Source organism: Wandonia haliotis, from assembly GCF_039523435.1.
GTDB lineage: Bacteria > Bacteroidota > Bacteroidia > Flavobacteriales_D > Crocinitomicaceae > Wandonia > Wandonia haliotis.
In genome coordinates, this window is sequence record NZ_BAAAFH010000022.1 from 138159 (window position 1) to 163380 (window position 25222).

Genomic DNA, 25222 nt, shown 5'->3' on the forward strand with positions numbered 1-25222 from the left:
AGGACTACTGTACTACGATTCTTTTAACTGTGTTATCCATTTGGAATACATAGATTCCAGAGTCTAACCCCGAAACGTCTACTTTCATTCCGGACACAACAGTTTCAAACTTATAAATTACTTGTCCTGATAAAGTAAGTAACTGCGCTCCTGATGGAACTTCCGACTCTGTTACTACTGTAAAAGATGTCGTAGCCGGATTTGGAAAGATAGAAAATTCAGCTATTTCATTTCCTGATACACTTGCAGAATTAACTACCTCATACTCGATGTTATCCAAAGCAAAATATGCCGGAGTATTCATTCCATACTCTCCTACATCCGTCGATTGCATTTTAAATGTTAGCTTAGAAACTATTCCCAAAGAAGATAAATCTATTTGTTCCCATGTATCAACAATATAATCCTCTACGTCATTCTCAAAACGGTAATCAGCCAAGTAAAAGATTACAGAATCCGTCATCTCATTAGCAGTATTCCATCCATATACGATCAGACGTAACCAATCTTCGCCATTTGTCCCATCCACATCTCCACCGGCATTTGTGGTAGAACCAAATTGTTTTGCAACTCCATCTCCATCTCGCATTGATAAAGCAGCATACGTTGTATTGGTTACGGAAATAGTTGAAACTTCTGAAGGTTCATCAAACGTAATAACACCATCACTATACCACACAGCATAATTTACAGACGCATCTCCGGATCCTGTAAAAGCACTGTATTGATTCTGATAACCCGCTGTTGTGACATCTGTATCTTTTGAATATGCAAACCCTGACCATGATGACCAATCAGGCGTATACGAATTTGAAAAGGTCAATTGCTGACTTTGAAACATTCCCGATCCATCTGATCCGTTCCAGAAATTCTGACCCGATTCAAAAGTCAACTCTTCAAAATCAACTGTTTGTTGACCGTAAAGAATACCGGCAGACAAAGCCATTACAGAAAGTACTAATTTTTTCATAAGCATAAATTTTAGTCTGTGATTCTTCTTTTTTATCACATTCAATTCAACATATGCTCACAGGGAAAACAAAAACTTGAATACCGGATATGCGCACTATCCGTTTCCAAATTTTCAGCTTTTATCCTGAAAGCGAAAACTTAATGACCCATGGCAGGTATTCTGACTTGTCTCTGGTTTAACTCACCTTCCCATCCCTCAGGGAGAGAGACAGTGGTAATTCAAGTTAACCTTTATGAGACTTACAGCTGCAGGAACAGTTCCGGAATTTCACCGGATTCCCTTTTTATCCCGATTAAACGAGAACCATAAATCGAGTCAAAGATAAAAAAAAGGAGTAACCTACATTACTCCTTTTCAAAATATTAATGTCTGCGTTCTTAACGGATCAATATGACATGTCCCATTACTTCCTGATGTTTATCTACTCCATCTATTTTGTAAGTAATCTTCCAAAGATAAGTCCCATCCTGAACGATATTTCCTCCATAGGTTCCATCCCACCCAACTTCCGCATTATTGGATTCAAAGAGTATCTCTCCCCATCTGTTAAAGATCAACATCTTATAATTATACGGGTCAAAACCTGAGGTAAACACGGGTTGAAATATCGGGTTGTGCTCATCCTGATCCGGAGTAAACGAGTTAGGTACGTAAAAAATTAAATCTGTACCTACAACAATCAACTGGCTAACAGAGTCTACACATCCTGCATCTGTATAGGCCGTCAATGTTATCGTATAGGACTCTGGGTATCCTGAGTAGGTATGTGATGGTGAAAATTCTCCTGAAAGAGGTGATCCATCCCCAAAATCCCATTCATATGATGTCGCTCCGGAAGATTGATTTGTCAGTGTTATGAATGGATCCGAAGTTGTTATTTCGGTAGGAAATGATGAAAAATCAGCTACCGGATCTGACTCTACACAAATATACGAACTGGTTCTGGTTGTACCCGAACACCCTTCCGGTGTTGTTAAAGTAAGACTAACATCAAAACACCCCGGAGCATCGTAGGTGGTAGTAGCACTTCCACAAACAGAAGAACTACTGCCATTCCCGAAATCCCAAAAACAGGTTTGATATGAACCTTGCGTCGTATCAGTAAAACTCACTTCTAACGGGATACATCCATACATTACGTTCGCAACAAACCCTGGTGTAGGCATCTGTACGATTGTTATATCCATATCATCAGTTGCTGAACAACCTTCTGTTGTAGTCCCGGTTACAGTGTAAGTCCCTGAATTAGCAGGATAAAAAGGTACTCCATCAGACACTGCATTATCCCAGGTATATGTATCAGCTCCTGAACCAGTCAACACTACAGACTCTCCATTACATATTGTTATATCAGCCCCTGCGTTAACAGTAGGAATTGTACCAATAGTAACTTGTGTTGTCGCCGTTGCAAAACAATTCGGGTCCGGAGTTTGATAAGTAACTGTATAAACTCCGGGTTGAGACATCGTTAAATCTATCTCTCCCGTAGTAGTATTAATTATCAATCCTGCACCTGAGGAATACGTCCCCCCCGGTGTACCTGTCAAGGAAGGAACCGGATTAACTGATCCCGACTGACAATACACCGGATCATTATAACTAATGTTCGCATATTCAATTAAACCACCTAGTAACGTAACAGGAACTGTAAATTCGCAATTCGGTTCCCCGGAAAAGAACAGTCGGAAACTACAGGATCTATCAGTCACAGCTGCCGGAGGTCCCGTAAAACTATAAGGAATTTGTCCCGATTGAAATGGATAGCTATCAATGATTTCCTGGTTTCCATCACAATCTTCTATAATCAGATCACCAAGTGCGGGAGGATTGTCAAATTCAATCTGTCCATCGACCAACCAATTTGTAGCACAATTCGGTAGGTTTATATTCGATGTGAAATCCACTATAGAACACAAGGGATCACAAGGAGCTGCATTCGTATAGTTCACTGACAACTCACAGTCTCCATCATCTGAAAAGTAAACCCTTACCGAACAACTTTGCCCATCAGCTGTAATATCCGGTATTGTAAAATTATGATTTCCCGGAGAGAAAGGAGCGTTGGCGATCACAACCTGATTTCCATTACAATCCTCCGCCAGTAAACTGCCTGTTTCCGGTGGATCTGCAACGTCAAATGTACCAGAAAGATCAAATTCCCCTGTGGACGGATCACACGCACCAACAGTTACTGACAAATTAGTGATTTCACATGGCTCAACAACGCTACAATCCGTCGTGGCTGTACTGGATGGTGAATTTGAAAACACAATATTTGTTGATTGATTGGAATAATTTGTAATCAATAATACGTACACATCCCCAGGTTGAGCATTTGAAATGTTCGCTTCTTCATTTTCAGAATCAGAATAGCTACAGTCTACTATTCCATTCCAACCGGCTCCCGAACCTGCTGACCCCATATTGCCACAATTTCCCATAGCATCATTCAGATCATTAAAGGGTCCGTACAATATAAAATCGATGTCCACATTTGCCGAATTCGACATTTCAATATCAAGATTTCCCCCCTGATCTATTTCCAGATAATACCAGGCGGGATTTGGTTGAGACCCTAAACACCCATAGTTATTTCCAGACTCAGCATCTCCTGTGTTAACTCCGGCTGGGAATGTATACGTACTCCCTGTACAAAACCCTTCTGCCTCAGCACAACTAGCTCCTTGTGCTGAGGTAAATTGACTTATCAGAACAAAAGAAAGTGTAATTAGAAATACTTGTAAAAAGCCTCTTTTTTGTTTGGAAAACACGCGATATTGTCCAAATACATTAACATTAGATAGTAGTATCATCTTCTCTCGTAATAGTAATAGTTCGTATTAACACTTCATATACAATAAAGTGTTACTCTAAAATTACGGATACTTTAAGGTTTACACAAAATTCACACTCATTATTTTTTATTTTTAACAAAATCCTGATATTCTGTCATATTTCAAAAAGAGTGTTTTGACCACAACTGTTAACGTATTAATGTGACATGTCCTGAGATTATATGCCGTTTATCAATATCCTTTACTTTATAGGTAATCTTCCACACGTATGTTCCATCTTCAACAATTTTCCCTCCATACGTTCCATCCCAACCAAATTCAGCATCATTTGATTCAAACAATACTTCTCCCCAACGATTGAAGATTAACAGATTATAGTTATAAGGATCATACCCTTGCGAAAACACCGGCTTAAACACCTCGTTAAACTCATCATTATCAGGGGTAAAAGTATTCGGTACGTAATATAAAATAACTTCGTTAACGACGACCAATTGACTTATAGTATCCGCACATCCATCTTCCGAATAAGCAATCAATGTTACCAGATAATCCCCTCCATAATTAGTAGGAAACTCATGCGTTGGTGAAATCTCAGTTGAAGTTGGAGATTCATCTCCGAAATCCCATAGATAAGAAACAGCTCCGGAAGACTCATTTATCATTTCAGACTCCCAATCTAACGTCGTAAGAATATTAGGAGTTGGAGTAAAGTCGGCCGTTGGATTCGGATAGGAACAGATGTAATCATTTTTTGTTATTTCGTTCGCACACCCTTCCGCTGTTGCCACTGAATATGAAACAGTATAACATCCCTGAGCAGAATAAGTATGGCTAATGTCTCCACATTGAGTTGAAGTTGATCCATCACCAAAATTCCATAGACATGATGCTATAGCTCCTGTTGTATTTGCTGTGTAGGTAACATGAATAGGAATACAACCATCAAGAGTATCTGCTATAAAATCCACCTGAGGAGTAGCGACCCAATTTAAGTAAACATCATCCGTGTTCTGGCAACCATTCTGATCCGTACCGATAACTGTGTACGTACCAGACCTGTCCGGCACAAATGACTGCCCGTCAACAATACCATTATCCCATTCATAACTAACAGCTCCACTTCCTGTAAGAACAACTGTCTCACCTTCACAAACGGATATATCATTGCCAGCCCATACAGCAGGATTACTATTTACAGTAACTAACACATCATCACTTGCCTGACATCCGTTAGGACTCGTATAAGTAATTGTATAAACAGTCGTTTGAGAAGGAACAAAAGCAACACCATCCTGAACTCCGTTATCCCAGGCGTATCCAGGGTCTGTCGATGCAGACAGAATAACACTTTCACCATCACAAACAACCTGATCAGACCCTGCATCAGGCACTTCAACTTGATCTATAAAAATAGTAACAGAATCCGTAGCAAAACAACCAATCGCGTCTACACCTGTAACTGCATATGTAATCGTCGTTGTACCAACTGCAATTTCCACTCCATCCGTTAAGCCCTGATCCCAGGTATAGGACACTCCTCCTTGTCCCTGTGGGGTAAACGGATCACCTGGACACAAATTCTGATCCGGTCCTGCTGATATCAAAGGAGCTGGAGATACCGTTACAGGATGGGTTGTTGTAGCAGAACAACCTGCATCTGATGTAACTGTCAGAGTTACATTTAAATTACCTGAAGCACCATAAGTATGTACAGGATCTTCATAAGTACCTTCGGTATCTGTCTCATTCGTTATCGGTCCATTTGCCGATTGCGTGACGACCCCATCTCCAAAATCCCATTGCCAGAATTCTATATTCCCACTACTAACCGTGGAGTTATCAGTAAAACTGATATCATCATTTTCACAAACGGTAGATGGAGCCATCGTAAAATCAGCTACAGGATAGGGTGCATTTCCAACGGTCACAGATGCCGTAATAGAACATGAAACACCAGTGACAGGAACCATTTCAACTTCATAATAACCACCTGTTGTAACCGTAATGCTCTGCGTTGTTTCTCCGGTGTTCCACAAGTAAGATGCTGCTCCATCCGGCGCAGTCAATGTTAAAGGATCACTGCCACAAATAAACGTTCCTCCTGTAGAAGTTATAACTCCAAATGGTCGACAAGTGGCATCAACATAAGCATATCCGTAGTGTCCGGACTGAGAGCAATCTGCTACTCGAAACTCAATGGTCACGTTTTGTCCAATATAAGATGTTAACGGAGCAAAAGCTGTCTTCCAGTTCTGATACAAAACATCATTACCCGCATTGATAAAATCAGGATTACTTGCCGTAGACTGAACACTATAACTTCCACATGGGATATCATTACCACTTTCATCATATAACCTCACAATAAAGTATGGTTGTTCTGCCAACGGATGTCCCGGCTCTTCGACCACCACAGCATAACTATACGTAAATATTGCATTACTCATATCTACCAGATAGGTCTGCTTTAACATTGCCACATTTGCACCACTGGATGCACCATCTCCAATTCGTGCCGAAAACTGACCTCCATCAGGGTTTACACGAGGAATTCCAACAACAGGATCATTACCTCCATTCATAATCTGATGCTGACCTCCAGGAGCAACAGTATTAACACCACTTACTCCATAGGCATTTCCAGGATGTGTTCCTGCTGTCAATTCCCACCCATTAAATGTTCCGTCTTCAAAATCCATATTTTCACATGGTCCATTCATTTCTCTGGAACGCAAAGAATACGCTTCTTCTGTTTTCTCCTTACTGAACGGAATTAACTCTATCTCTTGTTCCAGATTCGCTATCCAATTTCTGTATTCCTGATACACTTCTTCCAGTGAACGAATTTTACCGGACTTCAGGTTTTTCGCAAGATTTTTTGCAAATACTGTTCGTCGTTTTATTATATGATCTACCGTTTCTCTGTGACTCTGACGGTAAAGGTTCAGTTTTAGATCATCTGAAATTTTAAAAAACGATAACTCCCCGGCAATATAGTCTGTAATTTCACCAACCGTAGATCGTTTTACAAATGACATTGCTTCTTCCTCAGTATGTACATGAAAATGATCTTCCTGCCCTACAACTTCGGGTACCCACAAAATAAACAGAACAAGCAAATAACAGCTGTACTTTTTCATAACGCTTCAAAAAATCTAAAGATGTCAGACAGCTTTGTTATCTAAACAGTTCGTTCGAACCATCTGTTTCACCTTTTGTGAAGCTTTCCTCTATATTATCTGAAAATACAGGTATATGCTTATGCGAGACCGAGAATCCGGTCAGGCTCATCAATTGAAGTGTAACAAACAGAATGAAAAACAGCAGTCTTTCCATCTTTTTGAGTAATAGTAATTTGTTAGTATCAAGTGCGCTTACCTTGGCAGGTAAGCGCACCATTGTAAAAATACTGATACTTTTCAGGTTTACATAAAATCTACACCTGATATTTTCATCTCAAAACAGATTTGCTAAATACTGTCTGTTTTTCAAACAATTATCACAATATTCTAACTAAATAGTAATAAACTATAGAACGGAAATTTTAACGTAATAAAGTCACATGACCAGTAATAACCTGCCTTTTATCCACTCCTTTTACTTTATAGGTTATTTTCCAAATATATACCCCGTCCTCAGCGATTCTTCCGCCATACGTTCCATTCCAACCTACACGAGCATCATTTGATTCAAAAAGAACTTCTCCCCATCTATTAAAAATCAACAGAGTATAACTATACGGATCAAATCCCTGCGTAAATATAGGCTTAAACTCTTCATTAAAATCATCATTATCAGGTGTAAAAGCATTCGGCACATAGTACAGTATTTCTTCATTTACTTTTACTAATCTGGTCGTTGTATCTGTACACCCATGTTCAGAATAAGCAATTAACGTAACAATGTAGTCTCCCCCCTCATTAGTAGGAAATTCATGAATAGGAGAAAATTCGGACGAATGTGCTGAATTATCACCAAAATCCCAAAAATAAGTAGATGCTCCAGAGGTTTCATTCACCATTTCTGACTCCCATTTAATTGTAGACAACACATTCGGTGTAGGCGTAAAATCAGCTATCGGATAAGGATATGCACAAATATAATTTGGAATGGTAGCCGTATTTGTACAACCTTCAACAGTTGTTACTGTATACGAAACTGTGTAACATCCTGCATTTGGATAGGAATGTGTCACCTCATCACATGAATTAGATGTAGATCCATCTCCCAAATTCCATAAACATGTTGCTATATTACCTGTAGCCTGTGCTGTGAAATTAGTGTGCACAGGTAAACAACCGTCTAATGTGTCGGCAACGAAACTCACTTGTGGTGTCGGTACCCAGTTTACATACATATCATCCGTATTCTGACAACCATTGTGGTCTGTACCAATAACAGTATAGGTACCAGATTGAGTAGGTACAAAAGGAATTCCATCAACCACATTGTTATCCCATTGATAAGAAACAGCTCCACTTCCTGTAAGGACAACTGTAAATCCTTCACAAACTGTGATGTCATTTCCTGCTGATACTACCGGTAGATCATATACCTCTATGCGAACAGTTTGATCAAGAGGTTGGCCACAAGTAAGAGGCGAGCTTTCCGAAACATAATTCAGGTTATACTCATACACTCCTGCCTGTGAAGTAGGAACCGTTATTGTAACATCCGGTCCTCCAGAAGATTGAACAGTCTGATCAGCCCCTCCGTTAATCGCATAAGTAAAAGTGAAAGGCTCAATACCGTTTACTCCTTCAAACAAAATTTCAGGCTCAGGATCGTTCAGACAAACATTTACTGAACCGGAAATAGAAGCCGTAGGCAGTGGATGAATTTCAATATCAATATCATCGGCGAGATCACTGGAACATCCGTTATCATCTACAACCCGGGTTAGATTATAAGTGTAATTTCCAACTACGTTGGTTGGCGCACCCACAGTTCCGTCACCATTCGCATCAGAGACGGTTGTCAACTCTGTGCCTCCGTTAATCGTGTAATAAAAAGTATAAGGAGCAGTAGCATTTTGCCCTTCAAAGACAACCTGAGGATCCGGCTCGTATTGACATAAATCTACTGCCCCTGAAATAGTAGCTGTAGGTAATGGCAAAATATCAACTGTTATTGTTTCATTGAGTTGCTGAGAACAAGCAGAAACGGATGATTCCAATACATTTGTTAAATTATAAACAAATGCTCCCACAACATCTGATGGAGCATTTAATGTAACAGAATTCTGTCCTGCCTGTGTAGAAATCGTTTGGTCTGCTCCTCCATTGATAGAATAAGTAAATGTGTAAGCTGATGTTCCATTACTTCCTTCAAAAGTAACTACCGGATTAGGTGCATTTTGACATACAGCAACATCTGATGCAATTGTAGCCTGAGGAACCGTGTTTATGTTTACTGTAACTGTTCCTTGTTGATTTTGTCCACAAGAAGCCTGATCCCCACCTTCAACGCTAACCAAATCGTACACAAATGTTCCGTCTGTTGTAGTTGGCACATTTACAGTAACTGTATTACTTCCCGAAGGAGAGGTAACAGTTTGGGGAGCCCCATTATTTATTGTATATGTAAAAGTATACGGTTGAACTCCATCGGCTCCGGTAAATGTAACCTGTGGTTCCGCATCTCCTACACAAACGTTCACATCACCTGCGATAGTTGCAGTAGGTAACTGATTCACCAGAACAGGAGAAGTATATGAGTTGTAACACCCATCCTCTGAATAAACAGTAAGAGTGACATTATAATTCCCCGGATTCGGATAATTATGCTCCGGTAAAGTATAGGTTCCCGTAGTTTGATTCACCCCGGTTATTCCACCTGTAGAATGTGGTGTCTGGATTCCATCACCGAAGTCCCACTGGTAAGAACTAATTACTCCATTAGTACCGATTGTTGTCCCATCCGTAAACTCAATATTCTGACCTTCACAAATAGTCGCTGCATCAGGAGTAAAAGTAGGTTGCGGAACAGGGAACGGAACAATATCCGCCTCTACCAAAACCGCACAGTTTGCCCCCTGAACAGGAGTTACATTACACGTGTAATGCCCTGCGGTAGTTACCGAAATTTCACGAGTCGTTTCTCCCGTATTCCATAAATACGCTGCAGCTCCATCAGGAGCACTCAAAATAGTTGCTTGCCCCTCACAACGTGCTTCAATCTCCATCACATGACAATACGCATCAACATAAGCATATCCATAATGTCCGGATTGAGAACAATCTCCAACAGAAAACTCCATTGTAACGTTCTGCCCTACATAATTTTCCAACGAAGAAAAAACAGTGGTCCAGTCTCTATAAGTTACATTCCCCTGAGTATTCCATCCTGGTTGACCATCACCTCCGTATGCCTCATACTCTGCACAGGATATACTCTGTCCGTTTTCATCGTACAAACGCACACGCACAAAAGGCTGTTCCCCGGCCGAATGTCCCGGATCCTGCAAAATAGCAGCGTACGAATAGGTAAACACCGTACTTGCTGCATCTACCTGAAAAGTCTGTACTAATGCTCCGGCACGTGCTCCGGTTCCCGTTCCATCTCCAACACGAACGGAACAGTTTCCTCCGGCAGGATTAACTCTGGGAACTCCTACAACAGGGTCATTTCCTCCATTAACAATAGCATGCTGACTATTTGCTCCACCAGGAACACATGCTACCTGATTAATAATTTGGAAAGGATTGTTATTTACTCTACCACAAATAGTTTCCCATCCTGTAAAGTTACAAGTTTCAAAATCCGCATTTTGACACGGCTCTCCAGCTGCTCTGGAACGGTTGTTCACAACATCCTCCTGACCTTCTTCTATCGGAATCCGGTAATACTTTCCGATAACAATGAAACCTTCTTCATAAACCGGCTCGAAAAGAAGTTCATCCCGATACGTTTCTATGAGTTCAAAAATCCTGTCAGAGGCAAACTCAACAGAGAGTCCTCCCTCACAGATTTCATCTACAACTTTTCTCTGAATAAAATCAACCATGACCCTATTGAATCGGTTAAAATCATCAAGAGAGAAATTGTATCTCTCGTTAAAATGTTGAGGAAAACCAATTGAAATAAGGTGCCCATCTAGTTGATCACCTGCTTCCTCTCTACAACTCACCAATTCTGCATCATGATTATGATCATGACCCTGGTGATTCTCCTGCGCACTCAATCCACCGCAGCTAATAACAGCTACCATCAAAGTAGTTAGTAGAACTTTCATAATACCTAAAATTTCGGTTAGTAAACACCCACTTGCTTTTGTAAAAAATACTTCAGCCCAAATAATAACGAGAAAAAAATAGAGGGGTTGCCTCTTTTAGGATTAATCCTATTTTTTTATCAAAAAAGAAAGGTGTATCAGGTTAGCTTTTTACGAAAAAAAAAGAAAACTGTACAGAATTATCGACAGATTCTTTCACGTTGTAATACTTCGTAGGAATCCAATTATCAATCTTTTCAGATGAATATCTTGTCACGCTAAACGCACTCTTTGTTGACTGTTTAGTTAGTGCTGTTGGTTTACCTGTTATAAAACTAAAAAAGGCTGCTAATCTCCAGGAAATCCCCATTAAAAGCTTATTTACACGAATTGTTGGTTTTTTCTTACCCAAAGCATCCGCGATGGTATCAAACAGTTTTTTATACGTTATGTTTTCACCTATAATCAAAAAACGCTCAGAGGAAATTTCCGAATCCATTATGGCCAGCATTCGTTTTGAGACATCGCGGACGTCTACAATTGCATTAGCACCCGGAGGATAAAACCGAAGCCCTTTATGTATTGCCCTGAAAATCGTAAGCGAACTTTCATTCCAATCTCCGGGTCCCAAAATAACACATGGATTAACAATTACAGCATTCAGACCTTCCTCAATACCCCTCCACACTTCTTTTTCAGACAAATACTTAGAAACAGCATATCCGGTTGTATCCGGGTTTTGCTCCCACTTATCTGTTTCCACCACATCTTTACTCTGATTCCGAACAGATTTACCAACAGCAGCGGTTGAACTGACATGACAAAATTTTCGTACGTTATGATCAATACTTAAATTGACCATATTAGCGGTTCCATAACGATTAGTTGTTATCATTGAAGAGAACTCCCTTCTTCTGAAGGAAACGGTTGCAGCACAATGATACACATCCGAAATACCTTCGAAAGCCTTTTCCAATTGAAATACATCGAGTATATCACATTCAAACCACTCGATTAAACTCCATTTTTCTTCAACATTCTCCGGGTCATAAAATTCAAATAATCCCCTTACCAGACTGATCTTGTTTTTGTTTCTGAACAAAGCGCGAACATGACGACCTTTTGCCGTCAGATCATATAGTACATGCATCCCTAAAAGCCCGGTAGAACCTGAAACCAAATCCATTTCACGAAGATAGTCTTTTATAGCTTTCATCCTTCCCTAAAAGCACCTTTTGCAAATTTATTTGGTTGGAAAAAATGAATTCTTATATTCGCATAGGATTCAAAATAAAATCTACTATGAAAAAACCCTTGTATAAACTAGTAATTTGCTGTACAGTTTTGTTTTTTTCACAGATTCAGATCAGCTGGTCTCAGGATGCGGAAACAATTGTTGAAGACTCTACCAGTCAAAACTTAATCAGTATTGAAGCACAGGAAAAATTCAACGCAGGTGTTGAAGCTCTTGAATCAAAAAACTATGAACAGGCGGTTGATGCTTTTTCAGAAGCAATCACTCTGGCACCAGAATTTTCAAAAGCTTTTTTAAACAGAGGATATGCGTACACGGAATTAAAAAACACTGAAAAAGCGGTTTCTGATTTTACGAGATCTGTAGAATTAGATCCTACCCTTCATCAGGCATTTTTTGAATTAGCTCTTATTGCCGAAAATTCAGATCAAACTGAAAAAGCAGTTGAGTTTTACTCGCAGGCAATACGCGCCAAGGGAGATAATTACAAATATTATTACCAAAGAGGTCTTCTTTATTTCGAAGCTGAAGATTATGAAAAGGCAAAAGAAGATTTTACTTCTTCTGTCTCTCTCAAAAAAGATTTTGCTTTCGGATATAACGAAAGAGGAAGTACCAACAGAATGCTGGAACAGTACGATGAAGCCATAAAAGATTATCAGCTGGCCACTCTTCACGATGACAAACTCGTTATTGCATTCAACAATTTAGGCAGTGTTTACAGAAAAAAAGGTGAACTGGATAATGCCATTCGCGCATATGACAACGCATTAAAAGCTGAACCCAAGAATCACCTTTCTTTGAATAATCGTGGATATGCAAAATTTGAAAAAGGAAATTATGCAGCAGCAATAGAAGATTTTAAAGCTGCAGTGCAAATTAAGAGTGATTATGCCTACGCATATAACAACCTTGCTGCGGCACACATAAAATTAGAACAATTCAAAGAAGCTGAAAGTGCTTGTGATAAAGCTATCGGGATTGATAACGAATATGGGTATGCCTATTATAACCGTGGAGTAGCCAAAGAGATGTTGAGAAACGTATCCGGGGCATGTAATGACTGGTTAAGAGCTGCTGAACTGGGAGTCGCTGCTGCTCAAACGTATTACAAAAACTCTGACTGTAACAATCAATAAATTTTGATCAAAATGAAGAATCTTAATATACTACTTGCCTTCCTATTCTTTTCGTTCGCATCTATTGCTCAAAATGTTGAGTTTGATAAAAATCTTTTCAAAGATAAAAAGGATGAATTCAAAGCTGCTGTAAAAAATCTGGATGAAGGAAACAAATTATTGGATTACGCTCCGTTTCCGCTTTATAAACAAGCCTTACCCTTTTTTGAAGCAGCTAACGAGTTTAACCCTAATAATGCTGACCTGAACTTTAAAATCGGGCTTTGTCACCTGAATTCCAACATGAAGTTCAAAGCGCTGGAATACTTTGAGAAAGCTTATAAACTTCAACCTACTGTAAATACTGAAATTCAGTATTATATCGGAAGAGGTTCTCAACTCTCGCAACAGTGGGACAAAGCTATCAAAGCGTATGAGGCATTTAAGAATACGCTTAATACTAAAACCGACATGGAACGTATCATGGAAACGTCCAAACATATTGAGGAGTGTCGAAATGGTAAAAAACTGATGGTTAAACCGGTTCGGGTATGGATTGACAACATGGGGAAAAACATCAATTCACAATACCCCGAATATGGAATGATTATGAATGCGGACGGTTCTGAGATTTATTTTACCAGTCGTCGTCCGAATTCAGCAGGAAATAGTAGTGATGATTTCGGAGGATATTTCGAAGATATTTACATGTCGGAAGAAGCTAACAAAGAATATCAGGCTGCAAAAAACGTGGGTGAACCAATCAATACGAAAGGACATGACGCTACTGTTGCTTTGAGTCCTGATGGATCAAAAATGCTTGTTTATATTGACGACAAGGGAGATGGTAATATCTACGAAAGTGTACGAAAAGGGTCAGAATGGTCTAAACCTAAAAAACTAAACAGCGAGATTTGCTCTCCTTACCACGAGCCTTCTGCCTGGTACAGCCCTGATATGCGAAAATTATATTTTGTAAGTGATCGCCCTCTTTCGGGAAAAGGAGCCCCAAAAGACAAAGACATCTACGTTGCATCGTGGGACGCAAAAAAAGAAATCTGGACCAATATCGAACGACTTCCGGAAACAGTCAACACGCCATATGATGAAGACGGGATCTTTATGCACCCGGACGGAAAAACGCTTTATTTCTCCTCTAAAGGACATAGTACAATTGGTGGGTATGATATTTTTTACTCGGTTCGTCAGGATGACAATTCCTGGTCTACCCCTGTAAACATCGGATACCCGATTAATACTCCCGACGATGATGTTTTCTTTGTTGTAGCAGCAAATGGTAAAGACGCCTATATGACTTCGTTCCGTGAAGATGGAATGGGAGAAAAAGATCTTTATAAAATCACTTTTCTGGGAGAAGAAAAACAGCCTATGCTGAACACTGAAGACATTCTTCTTGCCGGTAAAGGAGTTACCATGCGAGAAAAAGTTATCGAACCTAAAATAGAAATCAAACGCAGCTCTCTATCCTTACTGAAAGGTATTATTCGGGACAACAAAACAAAAGCCCCCGTTATGGCTGCAATTGAAGTAATCGACAATGAAAAGAATGAAATTATTGCAGAATTTAACTCAGATCCGGTAACCGGAAAATATATGGTTTCTCTTCCCGCAGGAAAAAACTATGGAATTGCCGTAAAAGCAGAGGGTTATTTATTTCATTCTGAGAATTTCGACATTCCAAAAGAAAGTGATTACCAGGAATATGAAAAAAATGTCGATTTGAAGAAAGTTGAAGTAGGAGAAGTTATTGTACTGCGTAACATTTTCTTCGATTTGAATAAATACTCGTTACGTCCCGAATCACAAAATGAATTGGATCGTTTGACGAAATTATTAAATGACAACCCTAGTATCCGTATTCAGATTAGCGGACATACGGATTCAAGAGGTTCTGACTCCTACAATAAAGATCTTTCACACAACAGAGCGAAGGCCGTTGTTGATTATCTGATTGACAAAGGAATCAGTTCCGGTCGTCTGGAATACCAGGGATACGGAGAGGAGCAACCGATTGTGACAGATACTGAAATTGCTAAATTACGTCTTCCCCAAGACAAAGAAGACGCACACCAAAGTAACCGACGTACTGAATTTAAGATTATATCGAAATAACTATTTTAGATTATCAGGAAAGAGGTCATTTATCCAGTGACCTCTTTTTTATTTCAAAAGTCCCAAAGAATGATAGGTTTTTATCAGCGCCAGCATGTTTTTTGCATACAGTTCAACTAATTTGACCCTGGCAGATATATAATTCATCTCTCGTGAATTCACCAGAAAAAGGGAGCTTTCTCCTCTCGAAAACTTTGTTTGCTCTCCCTGCAGCAATCTTTCTATATCTCTGTAAGTCTGTCTGTATAACTCTAACTGCTGGTTCGTGGTTCGCCACTCGTTATTTGCCTGCTGAACTTTTATAGAAAGTTGAACTTTCTTTTGTTCTAGTCCTAAATTAGCATCTTGTATATGTAAGTTAGCTAATTTCAACTCACCTCTCCCCTCTCTTAACAAAATTGGTATTGAAAAATCAGCTCCCCATTTGTAATTAGACAATGAATATTCAGCAAAAGGATTACTACTGATTGGCTCATTTAGTGCATTATACTTTAAATTAAGCTCGGGTTTAACTAACTCTAATGCGATTCTCCTGTCCAATTGTAGCTGATCTATTTTTAACTGAGCTTTATTCAGTTCTGGGTGATCAATCAGCTGTGTCTCCCAATCAAGCGGGGGCGCCAAAAAAGGAAGCTCTCCAACGGACATTTCTCCAACCGGAGGAATTACTCCCTCACCTAACTCGAGAGGAATACTCCCTTGTTGCCAAAGATGAAGAGATAGTAACGCTTTTGCGTTCGCATATTCAAGCTCTGCCTGCTGTAATGAAAACATTCTGTTTTGCACCTGTATTCCAGCTTCTAATGTGTCAATTGCCGGAATATCTCCCAATCGTGCACTTTGTTTTACCCCGACATAACGTTCTTTTGCAACCTGAAGAGCATCCCGGTATATCTCCATAACATTATAGGCAGTATACCACTGCCAATAAGCTATCATTGCCTCCTGTAACACATCATTTTTGATCAGGTTTACCTCCTGCTCACTCATCTTTAGAGAAATTTGAGCTTTCCTCAAAGTGGCACGTCGCTTATCCATCAATAATCCCTGCAATATAGGAACAGATACCCCTGCATAAGCTAATCCCGCATCCGGTGTTCTGTATTGAGGATTTGCATTTTCTCCCCGGTTCTGTTCATACCCTGCGTACAATTCAACACCAAACCAGGTTGGAATTTTTATTCCCCCATCCAACAAACTATAGTACTGTTTTCCTTTAAAATATTTTTGTGTAATCTCCGCATATACTACCGGATCAAAGGCCCCTCTCGAGCTAAGGACTTGTGCATCTCCCTTATCCAGTACAAGATCAGCTCGCATAAACATCGGATGGTGCAACCTGACGGTTTCCAGATACTCCGAAAAAGAAAAGTTTTTATCAACAATCTCTTTATCCTGTGTCCAGCTCCCAAAGGGCAAGATTGCTAACAATACAGCACAAATTAATTGTATTCCACTATTTTGCTGTTTCATTTGTACTTGCTTTTTCTTGAAGAGAAGATGAATTCTTATAATAATCGGGTGGAAATCCGTTAATCTGACGCCATAATTCGTACCAGATCGGTACATCGTTAAGAAGTAACATATTATGTGTTCCCGCGCCTACACGGAGCGCATCAGGCCAGGCAACTTCATCCGGATCAGGCTTAACCATTACCCGGTAAAAACCATTAGGACTTATAAAATTATCTATTGCAAAAATTCGACCACCATAGGTACCAAAACTAGTGTTCGGCCACCCTGAAAAAACAATGGATGGCCATCCGTCAAACTGGATACGAACCCTTTGATTCAACTTGATCAAAGGAAGATCAATAGGACGTACATACATTTCTACTGCCAAATCATAATGAGAAGGCATAATACTTACAATCTGTTCACCTTCTTTTATCGTTTCTCCGATCCCCGACTGGATAGCGCGTGTAACATATCCATTCTGAGGTGCTGTAATATAATACAGTCCTGACCGCACCGAATAATTAACGTATTGATTCTGTAGTTTTGTTACAACAGCTTCCGCATCGTACATACTGGATAAAGCCGTATACTTATCCGATTCTGCCTTTGCTATTGAGTTTCTGTATTCTGCCTGAATACTTGTAAGTTCAATCTCCGCATTTATCGCTTCGTTTCTACTGGACAACAACCCGCTTTCAGCAGAAATCATTTCTGCCTGGGTTTTCTGCATAGACATCCTTCTGTTCTCTAAATCTGTCAACGATTTTAACCCTTCATCATACAACTCCTTCATCCGATCGAACTGACGCACAGCAATCTCGTACTTAATCTTGACCGCTTCAAAATCAATTGAGTCTGCCACTACTTTAAGTTCTGCCTGTTTAAGCTTATTCTTTGCCTGTTTAAGCTTTAAACCACTTGTTTGAAACAAGGCCTCAATCTGGATATCCAACGCTTTTACCTTCTCCATGTACGACTGAACTGTTAGCTCTTTGGCTTTCAGCTGTTCTTCCGTTCTGGAGAGTAAGTTCGGATCAAAATACTCATCCTTTACTTCTGATATATATAAAATTGTATCTCCTTTAGAAACATAATCTCCTTCTCTTACAAACCACTTTTCTATTCTTCCCGCAATCACCGAATGAATCGTCTGTGGACGCTGATCCAGATTCATAGTCGTAACACTACCCCGTCCGGCAATATTTTGTGTCCAGGGAACAAACATGATAACAAGAACCAGAGCAAAAAACCAAATTAATATACGAATAAGGACCCGTCCCGATTTCTTTGATTCTGCCCATCGGAGCGAAGGAATCTTCGATCGGTCAATATACTTACCTACTGTCTTTTCCGAAATATTAAGCATCCTTATACATTTTTAAGTTAGCAATCTGTTTTAACTTTTCATAAGGTCCAAAATGGGTAAGTTCCCCTCCCTGCATAATTCCAATATTATCGGATTTCTTAGCTAAATATTCATCATTTGAAACAGCGATCACCGTCCAACCATTTTTCTGATCAAGAAGGAAATCTATTATTTTTTTCCGTTCTGCAATATCAAGATGTTCAAAAGCATATTCCAGTAATAAAAGCCGTGGTTTGTCAGCAATACTTCTGGCAATCAATAAACGTTGCACAATACTTCTTGGTAATTTCTTTCCTAAAGGCTCCAGAATCGTATCGTACCCCTGAGGCAAGGTCTTCACAAATTCTCCTAATCCAACTCCCTGCATAGCCCATTTTACATTTTCAAATGTAGCCCTCTCCCTTCCTATAGTGATATTTTCCAGCAAAGTTCCTTCAAAAAGGTCTTCATCAATCAAACACCCTCCGATTTCTGACCGCAATGAATCCAGATTAAAATTATCTCTCGGAATTCCGTTGTATGAAATCGTACCCTGATTTACCCTATACAAACCTGCCAAAAGATGCATAAATGTGCTTTTTCCTGATCCGTTTTTTCCCGTAATCACAATATGCTGCCCGCTGTCAGCCTTGAAATTAATGTTCTTTAGTACCGGAACCATTGAGTCAGGATACGAGAATGTCACTTGATTTACTTCAACCTCTAGCCCTTTATTTTTACACTCTTCCTCCAGATTAATTCCTTCTATAGCCTCCAATTCAAGATCTGTTACCTGACCTATTTTTTCGAGTGAGGTTAAAACATCATAAATAGTTTCGAGCGATAGAATAAGCTTTTCTACAGAATTGATTACTGTGATGATAATAATTTCAGCCGCAACAAACTGACCGATATTCATCAGTTGCTCCATTACCAGAACTCCTCCGATTGCCAACAGCCCCAAAGCAACAATCACCTTGAAGAAAATCATCAACGAATATTGCTGAACCAAAACCTTAAAATGGCTTTCTCTGGCCTGTAAATAACTCATGACATGTCTATCCGAATTCTGTATTGGGAAGTCCGTATTTCCCGCCATTTTAAAGGTCATATTTGTACGGGCGGCTTCCTCCAACCAGTGCGCCAGAAGGTACTTATGCTTTGATTCTTCAAGACTGGTCCGCAATCCTTTTTTCACAGTAATCCTAAAGATTATGTAAACTAATGCTATTAATAAAAGTGAAAAAAGAATAAAAAACGGATGGTAAAAAGAGAGTAGTATCAGCCCGAAAATTACATAAAGTCCTGCTGATGAAAAATCAATCAGAATTTTCGGAAGACCTTTTTGAACAGTAACGACATCAAAGAAACGATTCATTAATTCCGGTGCATGAAACCTGTATAGTTCTTCCAGTTTTATTCTCGGAACCCGAAAAACAAACTCAAATGCTGCCCTTGCGAAGATTTTCTGTTGTAAATTTTCGGTTATCCTAAGTTGAAAAATGGTTATCAATCCCGAAACTGCGATTCCAACTGTCACAAAAGCAACCAGTACAATCCACGCTGTCGACACTCTACCCCCCTGAATAAGATTGATAATCGCCTGTATCCCCAGGGGCAGTGACAGGTTAACAAGTCCGTTAAAAACGGAATAGATGTATACGTTCCTTATTTCAGGTGCATCGGGTTTAAGTAATCTCCAAAATCGTTGCCCGGGTCTCAGCTTCGATTCTTTAAACTCTGGCATATATGTCTTTATTTTTCGTTATACGGATTGCCTTTTTATTCTCAGTATGCTTTCTAATATATTTAAAACCTGAGACATCTGTAAAAAACACCTGCTGATTTTATACATTATTAACATCAGTAATATGAATATGTTCATACCAATGCCTGCAAAATTAAGTAAGATTTAAAAACTAAGAAGCACGAAAAAACTATAACCTGAGTATCAGTTTAAGATTAAATAGCCGTTGCGTGAGATAATTTGGGATAGCGTAGTTCCTACCTTCGACATCCTGCACCCAGGTTTGTGACAAAACATTATTAATTCCCAGGATATTGAAGACCTCAAGACTCAACTTAACATCCGAAAAGTTTTTCCAGAATTTTTTTCTACTCTCTTTCGGTTTCTTGTATAGAAAATCATAACTTACTCCAATATCTACACGCATGTATGCTTTTTGGCGTAATGTATCCTGATACCTGTGTTCACCGGGAGGTCCATAGGGTAAACGACTTCCGAAAAGTCCACTAAGCTGAACGCTTAACTGCTCTATTTTAGGCATACGATCCTGAAATAATACTCCGAAAGTAATCATCTGATCCGAAGGACGCGGAATATATCCCGGCGCATTTCGTGTACTATCTACCGCAACATCATCAAATGTATACCCCGGATATATAGTATCTCCGGCCTGATTAAAGTAGACGTAATATTCGTCATTTTTTATGTCTTCCATAGTTCTCAGGAATCCTAACTTAAAAAACGATTCTATTCCCTTTATAAATTGTCCGTTCAGATTCAAGTCCGCACCGTATGCATAGGCTACTGCATCGTTGTTTGCAAAATATCGCAACCGCACATCTGAAATTTTATAGGGGTTTACGTCCCACAAATACTTATAATAAACCTCCGCTGAAAATTTAAACGGACTCTCTCTATTCCACATATTAAAGAAAACATCCGTCCCGGCAACAACGTGAACTGATTTCTGTGCAAGAACACTCGTATTTAACTGTCCATCATAGGCTCTCAAATCCCTGTATAAAGGCGGTTGGTAATACAATCCCGAAGCTAATCTGAATTTAACATTTCTCCGGTATACTTTTCCATTCCGGTAAAAATACATCCTCGGAGTATATACCAATGAAGCCCGGGGGGTTACCCAGAACTCGTTATTCACTCCTGTATAGCCGGATCTTACACCAATATTAAAAGCCAGTCGGGCAGGAACACGCTCCAATGTATCTATATATTTTCTACGTTCCTTTTTACCGGATTCGTTCCTGTAAACATCTTTCAAGTGTACAATATGTTTATCCTTAACGAAATTCCAACGCAATGAATATCCCGCAAAACCAGTGACCCGGTACGTCTGTAAATTATGGCGTTGTTTTATCACATTCTTTAATTCCAGATCTCCGTTTGCATTCTGCGGGGAAATATAACCGGCACTATCTACCATTTCCCATTCACTCAAAATATCGTTAAAGAATTCTTTCTGAAACTTTGCCCCCCAATCAAGACTACTCTCCAATTGCCGTAATTTACCTGACTTAGCAAATTCTTTTCGTTTAAACTTTTTTTCTCCTGTATGATAAACAGATACAATAGTAGCTTTCAATCGGTTTCTTGAATGATTCAGGAAAGATCCTACTCCCAGTGTATTAACAGAATCTCCGAAATTTTCTTTTGCCGGATCGGTTTCCAACTCATTAATGTAATACTGCCCTAACACATCAAAATTTTCCGACTCATCCGTATTAAAAACGCTCGCATAAAAATTCAACCGAAGAGATTTCGACACATCATATTCCAGTGATGTTGCCCCTGTAACTGTTCGAAAAAGAGTTACTTCCCGTCCATCAAAATAAACCTTAAAACTCAGTGCCTGATTAAATGTACCGAAGCTCGTTTCTCTCGTTTGTGGGACAAAGCTGAATTTATTGGAAGAAAAATGTCCCATAACATTCCAACGCAAGTTCTCTGTTATATTATAATGTGTAAGAAATTGTGCATCCCAGAAAACAGGATTATACTCTCCCTTTGTTGGGAGCGTGTTCAATAAATATCCATTGGACCGAAATCGCGCTCCCCCAAGAAAAGCAAACCTGTTCTTTCGCGCTTCTACATGCGCTTCAGCCCCAAGAAGTCCTGCGACCAAAGAAGCTCGTGTCGAATCAGGGTCTCTGTATCTGATATCCAGTACAGAACTTAACCTGTCTCCATACCTTGCGTCAAATCCTCCCGCTGAAAAACGAATATCATCAACCAAAGCTGAATTTATAAAATTGAGACCTTCCTGTTGACCCGCCCGGGTTAAAAAAGGGCGATACACTTCAAAACCATTTACATAGATGAGATTCTCATCGTAATTCCCTCCTCTAACATTATAATTTGCTGTCAATTCGTTATTGGATACTGCCGGAGTAATGTAGGCAAGTGCCTGAGTAACCCCGTTTGGTAAGGCAAAACTACTTATATCAAACGGAGGAAGTGTAACAATGGTAGGATCACTTTCAACACTACCTTTTCCGTAGACATCAACTTCTTTACCCAGTAACGATTCAATTTTTACAGCACCTAAATCCCTGACTTCTCCGTTCAGTAAATGCAGGTTTACCGTTCGCCTCGAAGTAACAAATGAAAAGACCAGTTGATAGTCACGATTGGACTCCAGTTCGATCTTAAAATTACCATTAAAATCGACCTTTGTCTGAACTGTTTTATCCGTACTTTGAATGGTTACTCCTGTGATTCTTTCTCCTGCATCATCTACTACATATCCCTTTACAGTAGCGATTTGTCCCCACAAAGCGGAACACCACAAAACAGGAATTAGAAGAAATAAACGCAGTATTTTTTGCATGGTGCCAAAAGTAACAAAAGCCCACGTTTAAACAGAAAAAAAATAGTTATATTGTAAAGAGAGGTAAAAAGTACGTTATTGTCTCTTTAGCTTACCGCTTTTCCACGATTCAATAAATTGCGCCCAGGCAACCGGGTTCAGCAGATTATTAACAGGGAACTGACCTCGTGAATACAACTGACTTTGTGCCTGTTGTCGTTGCCAACTATATGTGAGACTGGCATCCGTTGTTAAACGACTTGCAGCTATAGCCAGGTTTTTACCCGACAACTGTCGTTGCGCTCTTCGAATATCATCTTCATAAGGATCCATCTCAATGAAAGCTCTTGCAAACTCTTCCCGTGAAGGCCATGGATAAACCCGAACCGGTTTCGACATAAGCGTATCGGGATCAATCAGTTGAATCAAAGCATATCCGAATTCAGAAAGTGTATCCGGCACAATATATGTACTGGGTTTATAACCAATATAATTAAAAATCAGAGTATCTCCCGGTTTCGTTACCATAGAGAAATAACCGTAATAATCAGAAATAGTACCTCTTCGTGTAGTCTTATCATAAATAGCAGTAAACGGCATGCGTTCAAGACTATCAGAACTCAAAACAACTCCTGATAATTGAATCAACCTCTTGTCATCTTCCTGCCCGAAAGAAAACTGACTATATCCTGCCAGCAGGACACAAACCAACAAAGCTGCAAAATATCTCATGCTTACAAGTTTACAAAGGTTTATCAAAAGAAGTGCCAATTTAAGGTAAATTAACAAAAAATTTACTTTTTTCAATGACTTCGAAAGAAAATAGCACGTGCATTTTTATTACATTTGCAAGAATTTCTTTAAGAAGTAGTTCAATATATGGCTTTATCTGATATCAGCAAAGTGAGAGAAGGGTTGACATACGATGACGTTTTACTTGTCCCCGCGTACTCAGAGGTTCTTCCAAGAGACGTTCAATTAGAAACAAAATTCACAAAAAACATCCGGCTAAAAGCTCCGATTGTTTCTTCGGCAATGGATACAGTAACAGAATCTGCGTTGGCAATTGCCATTGCTCAACAAGGAGGAATTGGTGTGATTCACAAGAACATGACAATCGAAGAGCAGGCTTTGGAGGTACGTAAAGTCAAGCGATCAGAAAGTGGAATGATACTTGATCCCATAACCTTATCTGAAAATGCGGTCGTTCAGGATGCATTAAACCTGATGCGTGAAAACAAAATCGGGGGAATTCCTGTAACAGATGAAAACCGGATTTTGAAAGGAATTATTACGAACCGTGATTTGCGATTTGAAAAAAATCTGTCACGTCCGGTACGTGAAATAATGACTGCACAAGATATCATTACCACAAAAGACGGAACAGACCTTACGCAGGCAGAACATATATTGCAAGAATTTAAAATTGAAAAATTACCCGTTGTAGACGACAACAACAAGTTGGTTGGTCTGATCACCTATAAAGACATTATAAAAGTACGAAAGCATCCTAATTCATGTAAAGACAGCTTCGGTAGACTTCGTGTTGCTGCCGCTGTTGGAGTTACTGTTGATACGGTAGACCGTGTAAAAGCGCTTGTAGACGCAGGAGTAGATGCGATCGTTATTGATACGGCACACGGACACACAAAAGGTGTTGTTGAAAAATTAAAGTCGGTTAAATCACTATTTCCTCAATTGGATGTAGTTGTCGGAAACATTGCAACAGGTGAAGCAGCAAAGTATCTTGTCGAAGCAGGTGCAGATGCGGTGAAAGTAGGAATTGGTCCCGGATCTATTTGTACAACACGTATTATTGCAGGTGTCGGAGTTCCGCAATTAACAGCTGTTAATGATGTTGCCCGCGCTATTGAAGGAAGCGGTGTTCCTGTTATTGCAGACGGAGGAATCCGATACACGGGAGATATTGTAAAAGCAATATCAGTCGGAGCGGATACTGTAATGGTTGGTTCAATGTTTGCCGGAGTTGAAGAATCTCCGGGAGAAACGATCATCTACCAGGGAAGAAAATTCAAATCATACCGTGGTATGGGATCTTTGGAAGCCATGCAAAAAGGATCTAAAGACCGTTATTTCCAGGATGCTGAAGACGATGTTAAAAAACTGGTTCCAGAAGGAATTTCAGGACGTGTACCATACAAAGGACACTTATTTGAGGTGATGTATCAGATCATAGGAGGTCTGCGCGCCGGAATGGGATATTGCGGGGCTCCAACTATCGAAAATCTGAAAGGCGCTCAACTCGTTCGGATAACAAATGCCGGAATGACAGAATCGCACCCTCATGATGTCTCAATAACAAGAGAAGCACCTAATTATAGCTTAAAATAATATAAA

At 39.6% G+C, this 25222-nt stretch carries 14 protein-coding genes and 1 riboswitch; of the genes, 3 read left to right on the plus strand and 11 right to left on the minus strand.

Annotated features, from left to right (window positions below):
* Window positions 1-4: 4 nt before the first annotated feature.
* The 6 genes from ABDZ97_RS13350 to ABDZ97_RS13375 form a co-directional block, all read right to left on the minus strand.
* Window positions 5-970 (minus strand): DUF4465 domain-containing protein, encoded by a 966-nt coding sequence (locus ABDZ97_RS13350; protein ID WP_343788548.1) that lies wholly within the window; start codon window positions 968-970, stop codon window positions 5-7.
* A 135-nt stretch (window positions 971-1105) separates the two neighbouring features.
* Window positions 1106-1296: riboswitch (cobalamin riboswitch) on the minus strand.
* Window positions 1297-1350: 54 nt separating this feature from the next.
* A complete protein-coding gene (locus ABDZ97_RS13355; RefSeq protein ID WP_343788551.1) occupies window positions 1351-3786 on the minus strand; it encodes a PKD domain-containing protein in 2436 nt (811 codons plus the stop codon).
* Window positions 3787-3956: 170 nt separating this feature from the next.
* The gene (locus tag ABDZ97_RS13360) at window positions 3957-6911 is read right to left on the minus strand and encodes a PKD domain-containing protein (protein WP_343788554.1); all 2955 of its coding nucleotides are present in this window, start codon (window positions 6909-6911) and stop codon (window positions 3957-3959) included.
* Window positions 6912-6948: 37 nt separating this feature from the next.
* A complete protein-coding gene (locus tag ABDZ97_RS13365) occupies window positions 6949-7107 on the minus strand; it encodes a hypothetical protein (RefSeq protein ID WP_343788557.1) in 159 nt (52 codons plus the stop codon).
* A gap of 208 nt (window positions 7108-7315) precedes the next feature.
* On the minus strand, window positions 7316-11005 hold the full coding sequence (locus ABDZ97_RS13370) for a PKD domain-containing protein (protein WP_343788560.1): 3690 nt from the start codon (window positions 11003-11005) through the stop codon (window positions 7316-7318).
* A gap of 142 nt (window positions 11006-11147) precedes the next feature.
* Window positions 11148-12200 carry an NAD-dependent epimerase/dehydratase family protein gene (locus ABDZ97_RS13375; protein ID WP_343788563.1) on the minus strand — a complete coding sequence of 351 codons (1053 nt, stop codon included), beginning with the start codon at window positions 12198-12200 and terminating at the stop codon, window positions 11148-11150.
* A gap of 86 nt (window positions 12201-12286) precedes the next feature.
* Here ABDZ97_RS13375 and ABDZ97_RS13380 point away from each other — a divergent pair, with 86 nt between their 5' ends.
* Together ABDZ97_RS13380 and ABDZ97_RS13385 are read left to right on the plus strand one after the other, a co-directional pair.
* Window positions 12287-13378, plus strand: coding sequence for a tetratricopeptide repeat protein (locus tag ABDZ97_RS13380; protein ID WP_343788566.1), 1092 nt, complete (start codon window positions 12287-12289; stop codon window positions 13376-13378).
* A 12-nt stretch (window positions 13379-13390) separates the two neighbouring features.
* Window positions 13391-15490 (plus strand): OmpA family protein, encoded by a 2100-nt coding sequence (locus tag ABDZ97_RS13385; protein WP_343788569.1) that lies wholly within the window; start codon window positions 13391-13393, stop codon window positions 15488-15490.
* 48 nt (window positions 15491-15538) lie between these two features.
* On the opposite strand, the gene ABDZ97_RS13390 is transcribed toward ABDZ97_RS13385, so the two are convergent.
* The 5 genes from ABDZ97_RS13390 to ABDZ97_RS13410 form a co-directional block, all read right to left on the minus strand.
* The gene (locus ABDZ97_RS13390; protein WP_343788572.1) at window positions 15539-16963 is read right to left on the minus strand and encodes a TolC family protein; all 1425 of its coding nucleotides are present in this window, start codon (window positions 16961-16963) and stop codon (window positions 15539-15541) included.
* Window positions 16947-18314, minus strand: a complete 1368-nt coding sequence (locus ABDZ97_RS13395) for an HlyD family secretion protein (protein WP_343788575.1) — start codon at window positions 18312-18314, stop codon at window positions 16947-16949. The genes ABDZ97_RS13390 and ABDZ97_RS13395 overlap by 17 nt, the downstream gene beginning before the upstream one ends.
* On the minus strand, window positions 18307-20040 hold the full coding sequence (locus tag ABDZ97_RS13400) for a peptidase domain-containing ABC transporter (protein ID WP_343788579.1): 1734 nt from the start codon (window positions 20038-20040) through the stop codon (window positions 18307-18309). Before ABDZ97_RS13400 ends, ABDZ97_RS13395 begins: the two co-directional genes overlap by 8 nt.
* 190 nt (window positions 20041-20230) lie before the next feature.
* On the minus strand, window positions 20231-22885 hold the full coding sequence (locus tag ABDZ97_RS13405) for a carboxypeptidase-like regulatory domain-containing protein (RefSeq protein WP_343788582.1): 2655 nt from the start codon (window positions 22883-22885) through the stop codon (window positions 20231-20233).
* 75 nt (window positions 22886-22960) lie between these two features.
* Window positions 22961-23596 (minus strand): carboxypeptidase-like regulatory domain-containing protein, encoded by a 636-nt coding sequence (locus ABDZ97_RS13410; RefSeq protein WP_343788585.1) that lies wholly within the window; start codon window positions 23594-23596, stop codon window positions 22961-22963.
* A 147-nt stretch (window positions 23597-23743) separates the two neighbouring features.
* Between ABDZ97_RS13410 and guaB the strand changes: the two genes are divergently transcribed.
* Entirely contained in the window at window positions 23744-25216 is a 1473-nt protein-coding gene (guaB, locus tag ABDZ97_RS13415; RefSeq protein WP_343788589.1) for an IMP dehydrogenase, read from the plus strand.
* Window positions 25217-25222 lie beyond the last annotated feature (6 nt).